We start from the raw sequence: 17,338 nt of genomic DNA, 5'->3' as shown, positions 1-17,338 counted from the left end.
TAAGATATATTTGCAAACTTATTCATTATTTCAACTTTAAAAATTAATGACAACACTAGATTTTTATAAATATCAAGGAACAGGAAACGATTTTGTAATGATAGACAATCGTGACTTGAGTTTCCCAAAAGATACAGAAATCATCAAAAATCTCTGCGACAGACGTTTCGGAATTGGCGGTGATGGCCTTATTTTATTAGAAAATGCATCAGAAGGAGATTTTAAAACAGATTTCAAAATGGTGTATTACAATTCAGACGGAAATGAATCTACCATGTGTGGAAATGGTGGAAGATGCATTGTAGCATTTGCCCATTTTTTAGACATTTTCGAAGATAAGTGTACTTTTATCGCTATCGATGGTTTACATGAAGCCGAAATGAATTTCGGAACGGTTAAATTGAAAATGATAGATGTAGAAAATATTAAAAACATTGATGATGATTTTGAACTCAATACGGGTTCTCCTCATTTTGTGAAATATGTAGAAAATTTAGAAAATTTCGACGTTTATAAAAATGGTTATGCCATCAGAAATTCTGAAAGATATGCTCAAGAAGGTATCAATGTAAATTTTGTAGAAAAAACTGCTGAAAATAAAATCTTCGTAAGAACTTATGAACGTGGTGTAGAAGACGAAACTTACAGTTGTGGAACGGGAGTAACTGCTTGTTCATTGGTTTACATGCTTCAAAATCATGTAGAAAAAGTAGATGTAAAAGTTCTGGGTGGCAATCTAAAAGTATACGCAGAAGAAGCTGAAAACGGTTTTAAAAACGTTTGGCTAGAAGGTCCTGCAAAACAAGTTTTCAAAGGAAAAATCAATTTATAATGAAATCGGCTGTCAGCATTCTGCAATTAGCTAACTAAAAATATATGCCAAAAGCTGAAAGCTGAAGGCCGAAAGCAATAATTATTTATGAAAAAAGGTTGTTCTATCATCGCTGTAATTGGGCTAATCGCTTTTTTGGTTGGCGGATACTTTGCATTTAATTTTTTGAAAAAATATAAACTCGGGAACGTAGCAAAAGAAGGCTATATTCTTGTTCCAACAGGTGCGAATTTCGAACAGGTTCTTGATTCTATCTCTCCTTATCTTAAAAACAAAAAAAGTTTCAAAGAAGTAGCATTAAAGAAAAATCTTGACAAAAAAATTAAGCCTGGTCGTTATAAAATTGAATCAGGAACAGACAACACAGACTTGGTAAACATGATTAAAGCTGGAAACCAAACAGAAAGCAGTTTCAGAATTGGAGATTTCAATGATGTTTATCAAATGATAGGAAGAGTTTCCAGAAAAACAGAAGCAGATTCTTTAACTTTTGTCAAAGAATTCAATAAAATAGCAGTTTCTAAAGGTTATAATAATGCCGAAGATTTAAAAAAATACTTCTTTGCAGATACTTATCAATTCTTTTGGACGGTAAAACCAGCGGAATTTTTTGAAAAATTCGAAAATCAATATCAAGAATTTTGGAATGAAGAAAGACTTGCCAAAGAGAGAAAACTCAACCTTTCTAGAGAAGAGATTTATGCACTAGCTTCTATTGTTTACAAAGAATCTGGCGGAAAAACAGACGAGCAAAAAACCATCGCAGGATTATACCTTAATCGTGTAAGAAAAGGAATGAAACTACAATCTGACCCGACTGTAATTTATGCGATTAATAAGGAAAACAACTTTACTCAAGATATTAAAAGAGTGCTTTACAAGCATCTTTCCTTCCCTTCTCCTTACAATACTTATGCAGTAAAAGGAATTCCACCAGGCCCAATCTGTGTAGTAGATAAAAGTTCTGTAGATGCCGTTCTAAACGCAGAAAATAACAATTACATTTTTATGTGTGCCGACCCAAAAAGAATGGGTTTTCATAAATTTACAGACAATGATGTAGAACACGCTGCTAATGCAAAAGCTTATCAAGATTGGCTCAATTCAAAAAACATTACTCAATAAATTAACAAAAATTTAACTTTTTTAAGTTTAACATAGTTAAGATTTCTGCGTCTAATTCACAGAAATCTTTTTATTTATTAAAAATTTAAAAAAATAATCTGGAGCGAAAATTTTAGCTTCACAATAAAAAATTAATGAAGATGATTCAAACAGAAATTCTAAATTTAATTACCAAAAAAACACTAGGTCTAACTCTCGTTCTTTCTGCTGCTGCAATGGCTTTTGCGCAAGAAAAACAACAAATTTCAGGTAAAATTGTAGATGCACAAAACAATGCCGTTCCTTATGCTTCTATCTCTTTTAGCAACAAAACCGTAAAAGAAAATGCTGCGCTTTTTAGCGATGCTACCTTAACTGATGAGAAAGGAAACTTCACTATTAACCTCATTCCTGGAAACTACGAAATCACCATTGATGCAGTAGATTTCAAAAAATTAGTGGTTACCAAAAGTATCGGGCAAAATCCTAATTTAGGAAACATCAAAATAGAATCTGAGCAACAAGTTACCAACGCTAAAACCAAAGATATAGAAGGCGTTACTCTTACAGCTTCAAAACCTGTTTACAAGGTAGAACTTGATAAAAAAACATATGATGTTACTCAAGATTTAACTGCAAAAGGTGGGAATTTACAAGATGTACTCGCTAATGTACCTTCTGTAAATGTAGATGCAGACGGAAGTGTTTCTATGAGAGGAAACTCAAACATTAAGTTTTTAATTAACGGAAAACCTTCATCTATTTTAGGAATTACAGATGACAGTAATGCTCTAAAAAATATTCCAGCAGACCAAATAGAAAAGATAGAAGTGATTACAAATCCTTCATCTAAATACGAAGCTTCAGGTACAGCTGGGATTTTAAATATTGTATTAAAAAAATCAAAAGGATTAGGATTTAATGGTTCTGTAGAAGGAACTGTAGGCTATCTTCCTCAATCAAGGCTTAATACCAATCTATCATGGAATTATGGTAAATTTTCTTGGTTTGTGAATGGTGGTGGTGGTTTTGGAAAATTTGAAAACAAAAGCAAGACCTACTCTAATGATACGGGAAATGCAGAAATTTCTAATATAGAAAGTTTAAATACAAATAACTTTAAGAACTTCAACTTCACTACTGGACTGAATTATAATTTTACAGACTTCACCTCTGCTAATTTCTCTATTACGACCAATGGTAATAATAGTGATAGCGAATCTACATCTACTACTAGTTCTACTAAATTTGGTAATTCTTCTAGAAATGTTAATGGAGAAGGCGAAAATAACAGTGTACAATTAGACGCAGGTTTAGAGCATAAATTTGACAATAAAGGACATGTTTTATCAGCAAGTGGAAGTTTTCAAAAAACCAAGAATAATAATTTTGAAGACATTGAAGACAATTACATCAATAGCGTAAGTCAGAATAATTATAATAATAACAATCAAAAAACTTGGATTGCAAAAGCAGATTATGAACTTCCTATTACAGAAGATTCTAAATTTGAAGCAGGAGCAAGATATGATTTCAGAAACAACATTACTGAAAACCTTTTTTATGATGTAACTGCTGGACAAGATTTAGACGAAAGATTCTCTAATAAAACAGATTATACCGAGAAAATATTAGCCATTTATGCTCAATTCAAAAGTAAATTCGACAATTTTGGTTATCAATTAGGCCTAAGAAATGAGAACACCAGTATTGCTACGGTTTTCAATGGTTATGATATCAGAACAAATCCTGTAATACCTATCAATAATCTTAAAAACACTAAATCTTATAACGGATTTTTCCCTTCTGTATTTTTAAGTTATAACATCACAGATAAAAGCCAATTTTCACTAAATTATGCTAGAAGAATTAATAGACCTAGATCTTTTCAGTTAATTCCTGCATACAGACTACAAAATGCTACCAACTATTTTAAAGGAAACGCAGACCTTAATCCTTCGTATGTAAATTCATTTGAGTTGGGTTATAACTACTCTAAAGGAAATAAATTAACCATCAATCCTACTCTATACTACCAAAGAACAAATGATGACATCAATTTTACGGTAACCAAAGACACAGACGGAAACTATGTATCTATGCCAGCGAACTTAGGTACAGAAGACAGATATGGTATGGATTTTAACTATAACATTACTGCTACTAAATGGTTAAGAGTATTTGGTAATTTTAACCTATTTGGTTATAAAAATGAATCTGAATTTAATAACATAAAAACAGAAAATTCAGGAACATCTTTCCAAACTAGACTTACCACTGCAATAAAATTAAATAAACAAACCAACTTACAATTACAAGGAAACTATAATGCTCCTCAAAAAACTTTCCAAAACGAAAGATTAGCAATTTATGCAATGAATTTTGGGATCAGTAGAAATATACTTAACAATCAAGGAACCATCAACCTTAATGTACAAGACGTTTTTAACACAAGAAAGAGACGTATGAAAACATATGGAGAAGATTTTTATAGAGAAGCAGAAATGCAGTTTATGCCTAGAACAGTTATGCTTTCTTTCTCTTACAGATTTAAGAATAAATTTGCTGACGAAAAGAAAATGAAACCAAGAAAACAAGACCAGCAAAGAGATAATGGCGGAATGGATGACGTTCCAATGTAATAAAAACAAAATCCGAGAAAAATTTCTCGGATTTTTTTATTTATCTAGCTTAGCTTTTTCGGCTTCGTAGATTCTTTTTCTTAAATCTGTGGAAGAAAATCGGTGGTCTCTTTTATTGTAATAAATTTCAATTCCTTTTTCTTCGCAATATTGTCTTCCAGTGAAATCTTTGTCTTTATATTCATCACCAATAATTCTCACATCAATCACAAAAGACCTCAAAATATCTTCTAAATCTTGCTCTGTGTAATAGGGAACGATTTCGTCAACTGCATTCACAGCTTTTAGCTGAATATAGCGTTCTACAACCGTTTGAGTAGGTTTATTTTTAGTAGGTCTGTCATAAGCTGGGTCTAATTGCAGCCCAACAATCAAATAATCACAAACCGTTTTTGCTTCTTCTAGCATCTTGATATGACCTGCATGAAGCAAATCAAATGATGAAAAAGTAATTCCTATTTTTTGAGTTTTCATAGTCAAATTAAATTTAAAAAAATTAGAAAATTTTATTTTTTAGTGCAGTATTTATCTAAAGCATCAAAATTCATGGCATTTCTATCTCCAAGAAAAACTGCTAATTTTAAATCTGAACAGATTTTATCTTTTTCAATTTCTGGGATGATAACTTCTTTTTTAGAAGCAATAATAGTAACCTCAGAGTTTTTCAATAATTCTCTTCCTCCTAATTCATATTTTCTAATTCTTACAAAGGCACGATTTGTAATCGCAAAAGTGTAATAAGGTTCTATTTCAATAGCTTTATCAAAATCCTTTATAGCCTCATCAAACTTCATTTGATTGAGCAACATGGTACCTCTAGAAAAATAAGCATCTTTAAAACTAGGACTTGCATCAATTAATTTAGAAAGAATTTTAATTGCAGATTTTTCATTTCCATTTCTATATTCTTCATTAGATTTTTTCATTTGAGAATCTAATTCCGCAAATTTAGAATCTGGTAAAATCTTTCCATCTATTATTAATTCATTTCTGTCTTCATTTCCATTAGACATAAAAGTAATAGATTTATCTACCATTTTTCCATTCTTAAAAATATTACGTTGCTTCACTTTACCGTTAGGATAATACATTTCCCAAACTCCTTCTTCTTTTCCGTTAATAAACTCTCCTTTTTGTTTTAAAGAGCCATCTTCATAAAACTCTTGTTCCAGACCATTAGGAATAGAATTTTTATAATATCTTTCTAAAGAAACATTTCCATTCTGAAAATACATTTTTCTTAAACCATCAAGCCTTCCATTCAATAAATTTCCTTCTCCTTGAATTCTTCCACTATAATAGTAATCTATAAACTTCCCACTATAAATTTTATTATTATAATGCCAAATATTTCCATTTAACATTTCCATATTTCTTGTAGTCGGAATTTTTTTCAATTCATCGGAACGTTTTTTAAATTCTTTTGTAAAAATATAAATAACTCCATCGAATTTTTCTAAACCATTTTTCTTAAGAGAATCCTTATTTTTAACAATATCCACCTCTTCTATATCATTAGCATTTATATCATTTCCTCTTTCCGGATCATTAATAACTTTTACATTATCAATTACATAAAGAACATTTTCATTTTGTTCTTGAGCAAATGATTTAAAGAAAAAAAATAATAGTAATAAGAAAATTCTCGGTTTCATAGTTTTTTAAATATCCCTGGTTTCTAAATATTTTTGCCATTGCCAAACGGTTCTGAGTGCTTCTTCTAATGAAGTTTCAGATTTCCAACCGAGTTCTTTTTCAGCTTTATCAGCATTCGCATAAGCGATGGTAATATCTCCTGCTCTTCTTTCACAAATTTGATAAGGAACAGCTACATCGTTGGCTTTTTCAAAAGCATGAACCACTTCTAAAACTGAACTTCCTTTTCCTGTTCCTAGGTTATAAATATCTAACAGCGTTTCAGAGTTTTCAGAAATTAATTTCTGCAAAGCTTTTACATGCGCTTTTGCCAAATCTACCACATAAATATAGTCTCTGATTGCAGTACCATCTTCTGTAAGATAATCATTTCCCCAAACATTCAGTTTTTCTCTAATTCCTGCTGCAGTTTGCATTACATAAGGAACCAAATTATTCGGAACTCCGATAGGCAATTCTCCTAATTTTGCAGATGGATGCGCACCAATTGGATTAAAATATCTCAACAAAGTGACTTTTTTCTGATGAGCGATTGCAAAATCTTTCAGAATTTCTTCGCCCATTTGTTTGGTTTTTCCGTAGGAAGATTCTGGCAATTTTAGCGGAGTTTCTTCATCTATCGGCATTTTATCGGCTTGTCCGTAAACCGTACAACTTGAACTAAAAATGAAATTAGAAATATTTCTTTCTTTCATTTCCTGCAAAAGATTAATCAGCGAAAATAAATTATTTTCATAATAATCAATAGGTTTTACCTGAGATTCACCCACCGCTTTATACGCTGCAAAATGAATACAACCTTCGATTTTGTGAGCATCAAAAACTTGTTTCAGTAATTCCTTTCTTTTTAAATCAAAAGGATAGAAAATAGGTTTTTTGCCCGCGATTTCTTCAATATTTTTAAGGATAAATTTTTCGGTATTGGATAAATCATCAATGATGACTACTTCAAAATTATTGTTGAGCAGTTCTACCACAGTATGAGAACCAATATATCCTAATCCGCCTGTTACGAGTATTGTCATGATTATTTTATTGTGCTTTCAGAATTCTAATTAGATTTATTTCATAAACTCCAATACAGAATCCGTAATAAACTTCAATTGCTCCTCTTCTAATTCTGTGTGCATTGGTAAAGAAATCACTTGGTCTAATAATTTATCAGTATTTACAAAATCCGCGTCATTAGACTCTTGGTAATAGGCTTTTTGTTTTCTCAAAGCCACTGGATAATAAATCATCGCTGGAATTTCTTTTTCGGCTAAGAATGCTTGTAATTCGTTTCTTTTTCCGTTTAAAATTCTGAGTGTATATTGATGGAAAACGTGAGTAGAGTTTTCTGCTCTTTTCGGTGTTAAAATATTTGGATGATTCGCAAAAGCATTGTCATAATAATCTGCCGCACTTCTTCTTGCAGCATTATAAGAATCCAAAAGCGGAAGTTTCACTCTTAGAACCGCAGCTTGAACACTGTCTAATCTAGAATTTACACCTACTTCATCGTGATAATAACGCTTGTACATTCCGTGGTTTACAATTCCACGCATTTTGTACGCTAATTCGTCATCATTGGTAAAAATAGCACCACCATCTCCGTAACAACCTAAATTTTTAGATGGAAAGAAACTTGTGGTACCAATAGTTCCCATAGTTCCAGATTTTTTTACTGTACCATCAGAAAAAGTGAAATCTGCACCAATTCCTTGACAATTGTCTTCTACTACGAATAAATTATGCTCTTTTGCTACTTCTAAAACGGCTTCCATATTAGCACATTGTCCGAACAAATGCACAGGAATAATCGCTTTCGTTTTTGGAGTAATCGCAGCTTTTAATTTTTCAATATCAATATTGAAAGTATCGTAATCTACATCTACTAAAACTGATTTTAATTTTAAAAGATGAACCACTTCTACCGTTGCCGCAAAAGTGAAATCCGCAGTAATAACCTCATCACCAGGTTGCAAATCTAGAGCCATCAAAGCGATTTGTAACGCATCTGTACCATTAGCACAAGGAATCACATGTTTTACACCAAGATATTGCTCTAATTCTTTTTGAAAATTCTGAACTTCTGGACCATTAATGAATTGTGCACTTTGCATCACGTTTAGCACTTTTTCGTCTACTTCATTTTTTATTTTTTGATACTGACTTTGTAAGTCAACCATTTGAATTTTTTTCATTTCTAAAAATTTTAGCAAAAATACGGAATTTGTAAGGAAAAATAAGTGAATTTTTTGAAATACATATAATCAAAATATTATAAATTCGTAACAAATTTGAAAAATGAAAAAAATCATTCATTTATATTTTTTCTTCTTTTTTAGTTTTGTTTTTTCGCAAACAGAATTGGTATTTGTTTATTTTAAAGACAAACCAAATGCATCTATTTTTTTAGCCAATCCTCTTTCAGAATTAACGCAGAAAGCTATTGATAGAAGAACTAACCTCGGAATAGCTATTACGGCTCAAGATGCACCAATAGAACCGAATTATATTCAGAATATACAAAATTTGGGATTTACAGTTAATGATAAATCAAAATGGCTCAATGGTGTTGCCGTGAATGCTACTTCAACTCAAATTGCACAATTACAAGCCGAACCCTATGTATTAAAAGTAGAAAGTTTTGTAAAAAACAACCCTGCTGGAAAAATTTCTAAAAAAGAGAAATTTCCAAAAAATTTATCTTCAAAAATTAACTTTAATTACGGAAATTCTTTGGCTCAAATAGAACAAGTAAACTTGAGAACACTCCATGTACAAGGTTTTACAGGTACTGGAGTTTCTATTGCAGTGATAGATACGGGATTTCCAACAGTAAATACTGGTTCTGCATTTGCTAGAATGAGAAGCAATAATCAAATTAAACACGTTTATAATTTTATTTCAAAAAATAACGATGTTTACAATACTGCTCTTGATAGCCACGGAACAAATTGTTTGGGAATTATTGGTGGTTATATTGATGGTATTTTTGTAGGTTCAGCTCCTGACGCAAATTTTTATTTATATGCTACGGAAGTGGGTGATGAAGAAATTCCAGAAGAAGAACTATATTGGATTCAAGCCGCAGAAGAAGCTGATAGAAAAGGGGTTGACATCATTTCTACTTCTCTAGGATATGGAGACTTCTTTGACGACGATAGATACAACTATTCTTACGCTCAGATGAATGGCTCTACTTCATTTATTGCAAGAGCCGCACAAATTGCAACAGAAAAAGGAATAATTGTAGTGGTTGCTGCAGGAAATGAAGGAAACCAAACATGGAAATATATTTCTACACCTGCTGATAATGAAAATGTTTTTACGATAGGCGCAGTAGATTATTTAGGAAATCCGTCTGTTTTTACTTCTTACGGACCAAATTCTGTAGGAAAAGTTAAACCAGATGCTTCAGCAAGAGGTACAAGTACATATTATACTTATAACAATGCATCTTACTCAGGAAACGGAACTTCTTATGCTACACCACTTTCAGCTGGTGGAATTGCTTGTTTACTTCAAGCGATTCCAAATTCTACCAATAGAGATTTAGTAAAAAATAGTTTAAGGAGTACTGCATCACTATCTCCAGGATATTCTGACCAATTAGGATATGGAATTTTAAATTTTGGACAAGCGTACAGTTCTTTTTTAAAAACAAATGATTATGACTTAAAAAATAAATTTATTGTATATCCTAATCCTGCAAAACAAGAAATCAATATTTCTTCTACACAAAAAATTGAAAAAATATCTGTTTATAATAGTTTAGGCCAATTTTTATTCGACTCAAAAACCAATCAAATTAATATTGAGAAATTAGAAAAAGGACTGTATTTTTTAAAAATCAAAACCTCTTCTTCTGAAACTGTAGAAAAGTTCATCAAAGAATAATAAAAATAAACTCTAAAAAAGCCTTCAGAAAATCTGAAGGCTTACTTTTTACTTGACTCTTCTATGCCGAATTTCTACTCGCATTAATGTTACCGAAGAGGGAACGAGTAACTAATTTTTCGAGCGTTACTCTATCTCCTTCGTTTTTCTGTAATTTCATGAGTGCATACTGCTGAATACTTAACAACGGAAGCACTATTTTTTCTCTAATTTTCACGGATTTTCTTCCTACTGGTTCTTCTTCCATCAAACTATGGAAACCTGTAATTTCGAACATCATTTCTTTAGACAATTCATACTCACTGAACAAAACTTGCCAAAACGCCCCAAATTTAGGATGATTTTTCATGTAATACGTGAGCGGAAAATAAGATTTGTTCATCGCCATCATAGAATTAAGCACCAAAGTTTTAAAGAAATCAGAATTTCTAAATAAATCTTTTACTTCGTCTATTCTACCTTCGTCTTTTAATTTTTTAATTGCTGTTCCAAAACCAAAAAATCCTGGTACATTTTGTTTCAGTTGGCTCCAACTTCCCACAAAAGGAATCGCTCTTAAATCCTCGAACTTCAATTCATTTCCTGCACCACGTTTACTAGGTCTGCTTCCTATGTTGGTTTTCCCGTAATATTGAAGCGTACTTATTTCTTGTAAATATGGTACAAAAAGTGGATTTTCTTTTAAATCGACATATTTTACATAACTCAATTCTGCCAATTCTTCAATTAAAGTTCTTTCTTTTTCCGTTAAATCTTTTTTGTGATTTTTAAAAACTTCATTCTCGATTCCAGCTGTCAAAAGTTGCTCAAAATTATATTTCGCTTGATCTTTATTTCCAAAAACCGAAGTAATGGTTTGACCTTGAATGGTTAATTCTATTTTGTTATTGGCAATTGTTTTTCCTTGACTTGCGTAGAACTGGTGCGTTTTACCACCACCACGAGCTGGAGGTCCACCTCTACCGTCAAAGAAAATTACTTTTACATCATTCTCTTCAGAAATTTTAGAAAGTCTTTCTTTGGTAGCATAAATTTCCCAATTGGCTTTTAAATAACCACCATCTTTGGTTCCATCAGAAAAACCGAGCATAATTGTTTGCACGTTTTTTCTCTTCGCCAAATGTTTTTGATAAACTTCATCATTGTATAAATCCTGCATCACTTTTTCTGCATTCGCAAGACCTTCCATGGTTTCAAAAAGCGGAACAATATCTATGTTGATGTCTTCATCTTGATAACCACAAACTTTAAATAAAGCGAAAACATTCATCACATCTTCTACCGTATCAGAATTAGAAATAATATAACGGTGCATTCCTCTTTCCCCATTTTTTGCCTGAATTTCCTTAACATTGATGACACTTTTTAGCGTTTCTTTGATGATTTCATCTTCGAAATCATCGGGATGAGCCAGAATATGTTCAGAAATCAAGATATTTACTTTTTCAGAATTGGTAAGTTCTGCAATATTTTGCTTAGAATATTTAGTCACCAATTCATCTATCACTTTTTGGTGAATTCTACTGTCTTGACGAATATCTAAAGTTGCAAAGTGAGTTCCAAAAATCTTAACTCTGTCTCTGTAATCTACCAAAATATTGGTAAAAAGTCCATTATGCTGAGTTTTGAGAATATGTTCAGCTTCTGATAAATATTTTAAAATCGTTTCACTTGAAATAGAATTTTCGTTTTTGAAAATGTTATTGTACAATTCATTGCTTAGTTTTTCTAATACTTCTGAAACGCCTCTGAAACTTAATCTTCTTCGTAAATCTTTTAAATGATTGTAATAATTTTTGAGAATAGAATTTCTGAGTTCATTAGCAACTTTCAGCGTAACATCTGCCGTCACAAAAGGATTCCCATCTCTGTCTCCTCCTGGCCAAAAACCTAATTGAAAAACGTCTTGATGTATATCAAAAGATTCACTTCCGAAAGATTGTTTCAGTTTTTTATACAATTCACCAATTGTATCATAATACACATATCTCAAGTAGAAAATAATGCTTAATGCTTCATCAAGAGGAGTTGGTCTCTCTTTATTTACAAAAGGAGTTTTCCCTAACTGCTGAAGCAAAAGGTCTATTTCATTGATATCATCTTTTAAAATAGCAGAACGTAAATCATGCAAAATTCTTTGTACAGCATTCGGATAAAACTGTGTAGGATGCGCTGTAAAAACCACTTTTACGGCAAAATCTTCTAACTTTTCGCGAACTTTTCCTAATTTATGTTCTTGCAAAGCACGTTCATGCAATTGCATTACTGTTCCTGCATCACTTTCTGAATGCAGCTGTTGAAAAGCTGCATCTTCTATACTGTCAAAAAGCACAACTTGCCTTTCGATATATTGAATAATCTTAAAAAGCAATTCCTGCTTCTGTTCTTCTGTAGTAACCTCTGTATGTTTCTTGAAGAATTCTTCCACAATTTCTTCTGGAGACTTTCCTGCTTCATAACCATCTCTGCTTTCTTCGTATAGAAACGGAAGAAGCATACCAATATTGGTCATTTTATCATAAGGTAAACTCATGAATAAACTGTTGTAAATCTGAAACTTAGTTTCAACAACTTGTCTAAATTTTTCTAAACGGGCTTCATTAATCATGAAACAAAGGTATAAAAATCTCATTAATTTTAATAATAGTTAAAGCTACCAATTGGTAGCTTTAACTTACTAAGTAACTTATTACTTTTTAATCTTCTTCAAAAAAATATTTTCGTTATAATCATTTTTTAATAATATTCCATCTTTTGCTTTTATAAAATGATAAAAAATATAATTATACTTTCTAACACCACAACCTCCTTTTTTGCAATACTTGCATTTATCTATAGAGGCAAAAATTCTGTCACTTGAAACATCTATATTTTTATATAAGAAATAACCTCCTTTTGTAGAGTCTATGATTTGTTTACGTTTTGAAAAATAAGTAACAGATAATTTGCTTAATGAAACATCAGAACCTTTTACTTGTAAAACTATTTTATATGCTAGTTCATTTCTCTTGAGGCGATTTTCATTATAATCTCTTGTACAATCTTTACTATAGCAAAAAGGATTCTGTTCAAATCCTATATAAGTTCCATCTTCAATAACTTGTGCTTTACTCACAGAACTTATAAGCAAAGCACAAACAATAAATACTTTACCATCTGGTAACTTTTATATCCTTTATAATTTTTGTACTATAATAGGTTTTTTCATCATTAGTAAAGAAAAAATGATTTTTGGTTTCATAAAATTTCACTTGATCTCTTGGTAATATTTCTTGCCATTCTACATATAGATTAATTACATTATGAAAGGAAAATTCTTTTTCACAAAAATTAAAAAAAGAACCTTTTATCTCATTTTTATATCTGCCTCTAGGTTGTGGCCAAACTGTCTTTGGCTGTATCTTCGTCATATCTGTAAGTAATTTAGAAAAAGGTTTACCAATATAATTGGCTTTATTGATTTCGAATTGCTTAATATAATTTAGTGTATCTAGTTGTGCTTTACTTTCTCCACAAAAAAGAAAAAAAGAAAATACTAGAACTAATTTTAATTGTTGTTTCATGATTTTTAAATTTATAAATTACAATTATCTATTTGGGTGAAAACACTTACATTAATAAATATACCACCAACATTCATTGGCACTTTGGTTTCGTTGATGAAAAGTCCTTTAAAAGTACCATCACTTTCTTGCCTACTTATAGACATACCTGCACCATACTTATTAAGCACTAATGCTTGTGCCAATGCATCCGCTTCATCATCTGTCTTTCCATCATTCATAAATTGTTTATATGCAAGTTTATAATCCTGTCCAATATTCTCATTGGCATTCCATTCATCATTAGTAGCATCATAGAAAGTACTAAGAGGATAATTAGTTAAAAAATTATTAAATTTTTCTTCATCAGTAATTGAGAGTGCATAAGTGTGACCATCTGCACCAAAAGCAAAATAATTTTTGAAATTAGAATTACTGGCATTAGAATTTTTAAACAAGTAAAAGTCTCTAATAGAAAAGGAGGCGTACAAATTTTTATAATGTGTATGTGTTCCTCCTTGTACTGTAAGCCCAGTATAAGTAACATCAATACCAACACTATTACCCGTAGTACTTTCTTTTATTGGAGTCGTTTTAAATACATTATTAGAATCTACACCATATGAAAAAGATTTCTCATTGGTATCTGTATTTATATTAGCCGTTATAGTATTTTTGTTAGATATAAAAAGCTCTTTATCTGTAATACTTTTTAGTTTAGTATTTTCAGTAACTATTTTCTCACAAGGAGTAGGTGTAGCATGAGGACTCCCTATCCCTAAATTAGGTAAAAGAGGCACTCCATCTTCGCAATCACCTGTACTATAACTAGGATCCTGTGGCTGTGTGTATATTCCTGTTCCCGAACATGGGCTGGTTCCTCCTCCACTTCCGTCCGTTCCTCCATCTTGTGTTCCGTCTGTATCTCCTGTTCCGCCTTCCCATGTTCCACCTGATGAGGTTCCTCCTCCACTAGTACTACTACCATCATCTACACTTTCACATTTTAAGACAAACGTAGTTACCAATTGTGATTTTATTTCTGCTGTACAATCAGGATATCCTTCTCCATGAAAATGTACATTTGCACTGCAAAACGTATAAGTATCTACTGCAACCCAATTGCATGTTTCACTACTTGTTTTTTGGAATATTGTATTAGAATATGTTCCTTTTTTTATCTCATTTATCGTTATTCTTTCTTTTGGCACTCTCCATATCCCTTGTTCTAACGCTTGTCTTTCTTGTTGTGTAATGTTATAACTTATCAAAAATTCTTTATAACTACCATCTGGCAACGGTGTAAATAGAATATTCTCTAATGGTAAATTTTCAGTTCCATTTTCTCTTGTAATTTTGAAAATATAATTATGGTAGTTTTGTCCATTTTCTATATAAACTACATGATCTGTATCTAAACTTATATCTCCAAAATTAATTATTTTCCCGTTACTTGTCTTGTATTTGGCATTACTTAGCTTTTTTTTTGTTGCACTTATCTCTGGCAACAGCTTATTTCTGTGCTTACTCTGGCTTAATGAAACCACATTAGATTTAAATAAAATGGCGTTGGGATCTATTTGTTCTGTCTTTTCTGTGAAAATTTCATTCCTACAGGATACAATGGTAATAATAAGTAACACTACTATTCCCAAATAATAATTGAGTCTTTTCATAGGCTAATTGTTTTTGTTAAAGTTAATAATTATTTTTGATTTACAAAATCATTGTAAAACATTATCAAATATATACACTAAATTTAAATTTACAAAAATAAAAATGTATATTTGTATTCATATAACGTATAATTATATACAGATTATGAATAAAACCGGTTTTAATATTAGAAAAGTAAGAGAAAGAAAAGGTTTTTCACAAGAATACATGGCAAATAGTTTAGAAATTAGCCAAGCATCTTATGCTAGATTAGAAAACGAAGACACTAAAATTACAGTAGAACGTCTTTATAAAATAGCAGAAATCTTAGACACCAGTATTATAGATTTTTTTGATGCTGATAAAATGGTTATTCAAAATCAAACAAACAACGAAGGTTCTTTTGGAAATGGTTATGTTCAAAATTTACACATTGAAAATAAAGAAATCTATGAGAAATTATTAATTAGTAAAGATGAACAAATTACTTTACTTAATAAAGTAATAGAAAAATTTGTAAAACAATAACTTATTTTACAATTTCCTTACAGTATTTTGTGATATATTTATTTCAAAATTATACATTAATAAAGTAACTAATAAAGACGAATCTAGTTACTTTTTTTAAACTAATTTTATTAATAAAAAAACGTGCGCATCTTTTTGTAAAAACGTGCGCATCTTTTTAATAAAACGTCAGCACGTTTTTGATAAAACATGCGCATAGATATTTATTCACTAATCATTGAATTTTTCAATATGAAGTTTTTATGAATTAAAAAGATAGAGGAAATCAAAATTCGTAATTTTGGGAAAAAATTTATTGATATGTTAAATTTTGAATTTAAAAATCCTACAAAAATTATTTTCGGTAAAGGCGAAATCGCTAAAATTTCTAGAGAAATCCCGAAAACAGAAAAAATATTAGTGCTTTACGGAGGCGGAAGCATTAAAACCAATGGCGTTTACGACCAAGTAAAAGCAGCATTAGAAGGTTATCAATGGGAAGAATTCGGTGGAATTCCTGCAAATCCAGAATATGAAGTTTTATTAGAAGCGTTAAAAATCATCAAAGAAAAAAATATCACTTACATGTTAGCAGTAGGTGGTGGTTCTGTAATTGATGGAGTTAAATTCCTTTCTGCTGCAGCCAATTACGAAGGAGAACCATGGGATATTTTAAAAAATGGAATTAGAACAGAGGAAGGAAAAGGTTTACCATTTGCTTCTGTACTTACACTTCCTGCAACAGGTTCTGAAATGAATTCTGGCGCAGTAGTTTCTAGAAGAGAAATCGGTCAGAAATTAGGAATGGGAGGTCCTGGCTTATTCCCTCAATTTTCTATTTTAGATCCAGAAGTGATTCGTTCGATTCCTAAAAAACAAATTGCAAACGGTATTACAGATGCTTACACTCACGTTTTAGAGCAATACATGACCGTAAAAACTTCCGCAACGCTTCAAGACCGTTTCGCCGAAAGTATTTTACAAACTTTACAAGAAATTGCTCCAAAAATGATGGAAGAAGAATTCGATTATGATTCAGCTGCTAATTTTATGTGGAGTTGTACCATGGCTTTAAACGGATTGATTCAAAAAGGAGTTATTTCTGACTGGGCAATTCACGGAATTGGTCACGAATTAACTGCTCAATTTGGTATAGACCATGCTAGAACTTTAGCCATTATTGCACCTTCTCATTACCGTTATAATTTTGAAGCTAAAAAAGAAAAATTAGCTCAATATGCAGAAAGAGTTTGGAATGTAACAGAAGGTTCTACTGAAGAAAAAGCATTGAAAGGAATAGAAAAAATGGAAGCTTTCTTCCAAAGTTTAGGGATAAAAACCAAATTATCTGAGTATACCGAAAACTACCAAGGAACAGCAGAAAAAATTCAAGAAGCTTTTATTGCGAGAAATTGGTTAGCGATTGGCGAAAAAGGCATTGTAAAACCTGAAGATGCTAAAAAAATTGTAGAAATGGCGTACTAATGACTCGTTCATTATATGCTCAAAATAAC

The 17,338-nt window shown here is 31.2% G+C and carries 14 protein-coding genes; 6 read left to right on the top strand and 8 right to left on the bottom strand.

Annotated features, from left to right (window positions below):
• The first annotated feature begins 46 nt into the window (after window positions 1-46).
• From dapF to QO190_RS02360, 3 genes are all read left to right on the top strand, one after another.
• Window positions 47-832 (top strand): diaminopimelate epimerase, encoded by a 786-nt coding sequence (gene dapF, locus QO190_RS02370; protein WP_371461331.1) that lies wholly within the window; start codon window positions 47-49, stop codon window positions 830-832.
• Between the two features lie 87 nt (window positions 833-919).
• Window positions 920-1,957 (top strand): endolytic transglycosylase MltG, encoded by a 1,038-nt coding sequence (gene mltG, locus QO190_RS02365; protein WP_371461333.1) that lies wholly within the window; start codon window positions 920-922, stop codon window positions 1,955-1,957.
• A 140-nt stretch (window positions 1,958-2,097) separates the two neighbouring features.
• Window positions 2,098-4,578, top strand: coding sequence for a TonB-dependent receptor domain-containing protein (locus QO190_RS02360; protein ID WP_371461334.1), 2,481 nt, complete (start codon window positions 2,098-2,100; stop codon window positions 4,576-4,578).
• A gap of 36 nt (window positions 4,579-4,614) precedes the next feature.
• Here QO190_RS02360 and QO190_RS02355 read toward each other — a convergent pair whose 3' ends face one another.
• Genes QO190_RS02355 through QO190_RS02340 form a run of 4 tightly spaced genes read right to left on the bottom strand, consistent with a single transcriptional unit; the run spans window position 4,615 to window position 8,420 of the window.
• Entirely contained in the window at window positions 4,615-5,052 is a 438-nt protein-coding gene (locus tag QO190_RS02355; RefSeq protein WP_069798309.1) for an adenylyltransferase/cytidyltransferase family protein, read from the bottom strand.
• 32 nt (window positions 5,053-5,084) lie between these two features.
• Window positions 5,085-6,233, bottom strand: a complete 1,149-nt coding sequence (locus tag QO190_RS02350) for a hypothetical protein (RefSeq protein ID WP_213189319.1) — start codon at window positions 6,231-6,233, stop codon at window positions 5,085-5,087.
• Window positions 6,234-6,239: 6 nt separating this feature from the next.
• Window positions 6,240-7,259, bottom strand: coding sequence for a UDP-glucose 4-epimerase GalE (gene galE / locus QO190_RS02345; RefSeq protein WP_371461335.1), 1,020 nt, complete (start codon window positions 7,257-7,259; stop codon window positions 6,240-6,242).
• Window positions 7,260-7,295: 36 nt separating this feature from the next.
• Window positions 7,296-8,420 (bottom strand): DegT/DnrJ/EryC1/StrS family aminotransferase, encoded by a 1,125-nt coding sequence (locus QO190_RS02340; RefSeq protein WP_371461337.1) that lies wholly within the window; start codon window positions 8,418-8,420, stop codon window positions 7,296-7,298.
• A 103-nt stretch (window positions 8,421-8,523) separates the two neighbouring features.
• On the opposite strand from QO190_RS02340, the gene QO190_RS02335 reads away from it, so the two are divergent.
• Window positions 8,524-10,119 (top strand): S8/S53 family peptidase, encoded by a 1,596-nt coding sequence (locus QO190_RS02335; protein ID WP_371461338.1) that lies wholly within the window; start codon window positions 8,524-8,526, stop codon window positions 10,117-10,119.
• 61 nt (window positions 10,120-10,180) lie between these two features.
• On the opposite strand, the gene QO190_RS02330 is transcribed toward QO190_RS02335, so the two are convergent.
• The 4 genes from QO190_RS02330 to QO190_RS02315 all read right to left on the bottom strand — a co-directional run bounded on the left by QO190_RS02330 (window position 10,181) and on the right by QO190_RS02315 (window position 15,337).
• Window positions 10,181-12,727 (bottom strand): phosphoenolpyruvate carboxylase, encoded by a 2,547-nt coding sequence (locus tag QO190_RS02330; protein ID WP_371461434.1) that lies wholly within the window; start codon window positions 12,725-12,727, stop codon window positions 10,181-10,183.
• A gap of 81 nt (window positions 12,728-12,808) precedes the next feature.
• A complete protein-coding gene (locus QO190_RS02325; RefSeq protein WP_371461339.1) occupies window positions 12,809-13,234 on the bottom strand; it encodes a hypothetical protein in 426 nt (141 codons plus the stop codon).
• Window positions 13,235-13,268: 34 nt separating this feature from the next.
• Complete coding sequence (locus tag QO190_RS02320) at window positions 13,269-13,682, bottom strand: hypothetical protein (protein ID WP_371461340.1); 414 nt, start codon at window positions 13,680-13,682, stop codon at window positions 13,269-13,271.
• Window positions 13,683-13,693: 11 nt separating this feature from the next.
• Complete coding sequence (locus QO190_RS02315) at window positions 13,694-15,337, bottom strand: hypothetical protein (RefSeq protein ID WP_371461341.1); 1,644 nt, start codon at window positions 15,335-15,337, stop codon at window positions 13,694-13,696.
• 145 nt (window positions 15,338-15,482) lie between these two features.
• Here QO190_RS02315 and QO190_RS02310 point away from each other — a divergent pair, with 145 nt between their 5' ends.
• Window positions 15,483-15,845, top strand: coding sequence for a helix-turn-helix domain-containing protein (locus QO190_RS02310; RefSeq protein WP_371461343.1), 363 nt, complete (start codon window positions 15,483-15,485; stop codon window positions 15,843-15,845).
• 300 nt (window positions 15,846-16,145) lie between these two features.
• Window positions 16,146-17,309 carry an iron-containing alcohol dehydrogenase gene (locus QO190_RS02305; protein WP_371461344.1) on the top strand — a complete coding sequence of 388 codons (1,164 nt, stop codon included), beginning with the start codon at window positions 16,146-16,148 and terminating at the stop codon, window positions 17,307-17,309.
• Window positions 17,310-17,338: the final 29 nt, after the last annotated feature.

Origin of the sequence: Cloacibacterium sp. Arc13, from assembly GCF_041431305.1 — a bacterium.
In the GTDB taxonomy this organism is placed as follows: Bacteria; Bacteroidota; Bacteroidia; order Flavobacteriales; family Weeksellaceae; genus Cloacibacterium; species Cloacibacterium caeni_B.
This window is presented reverse-complemented; position numbering and strand designations above follow the sequence as displayed.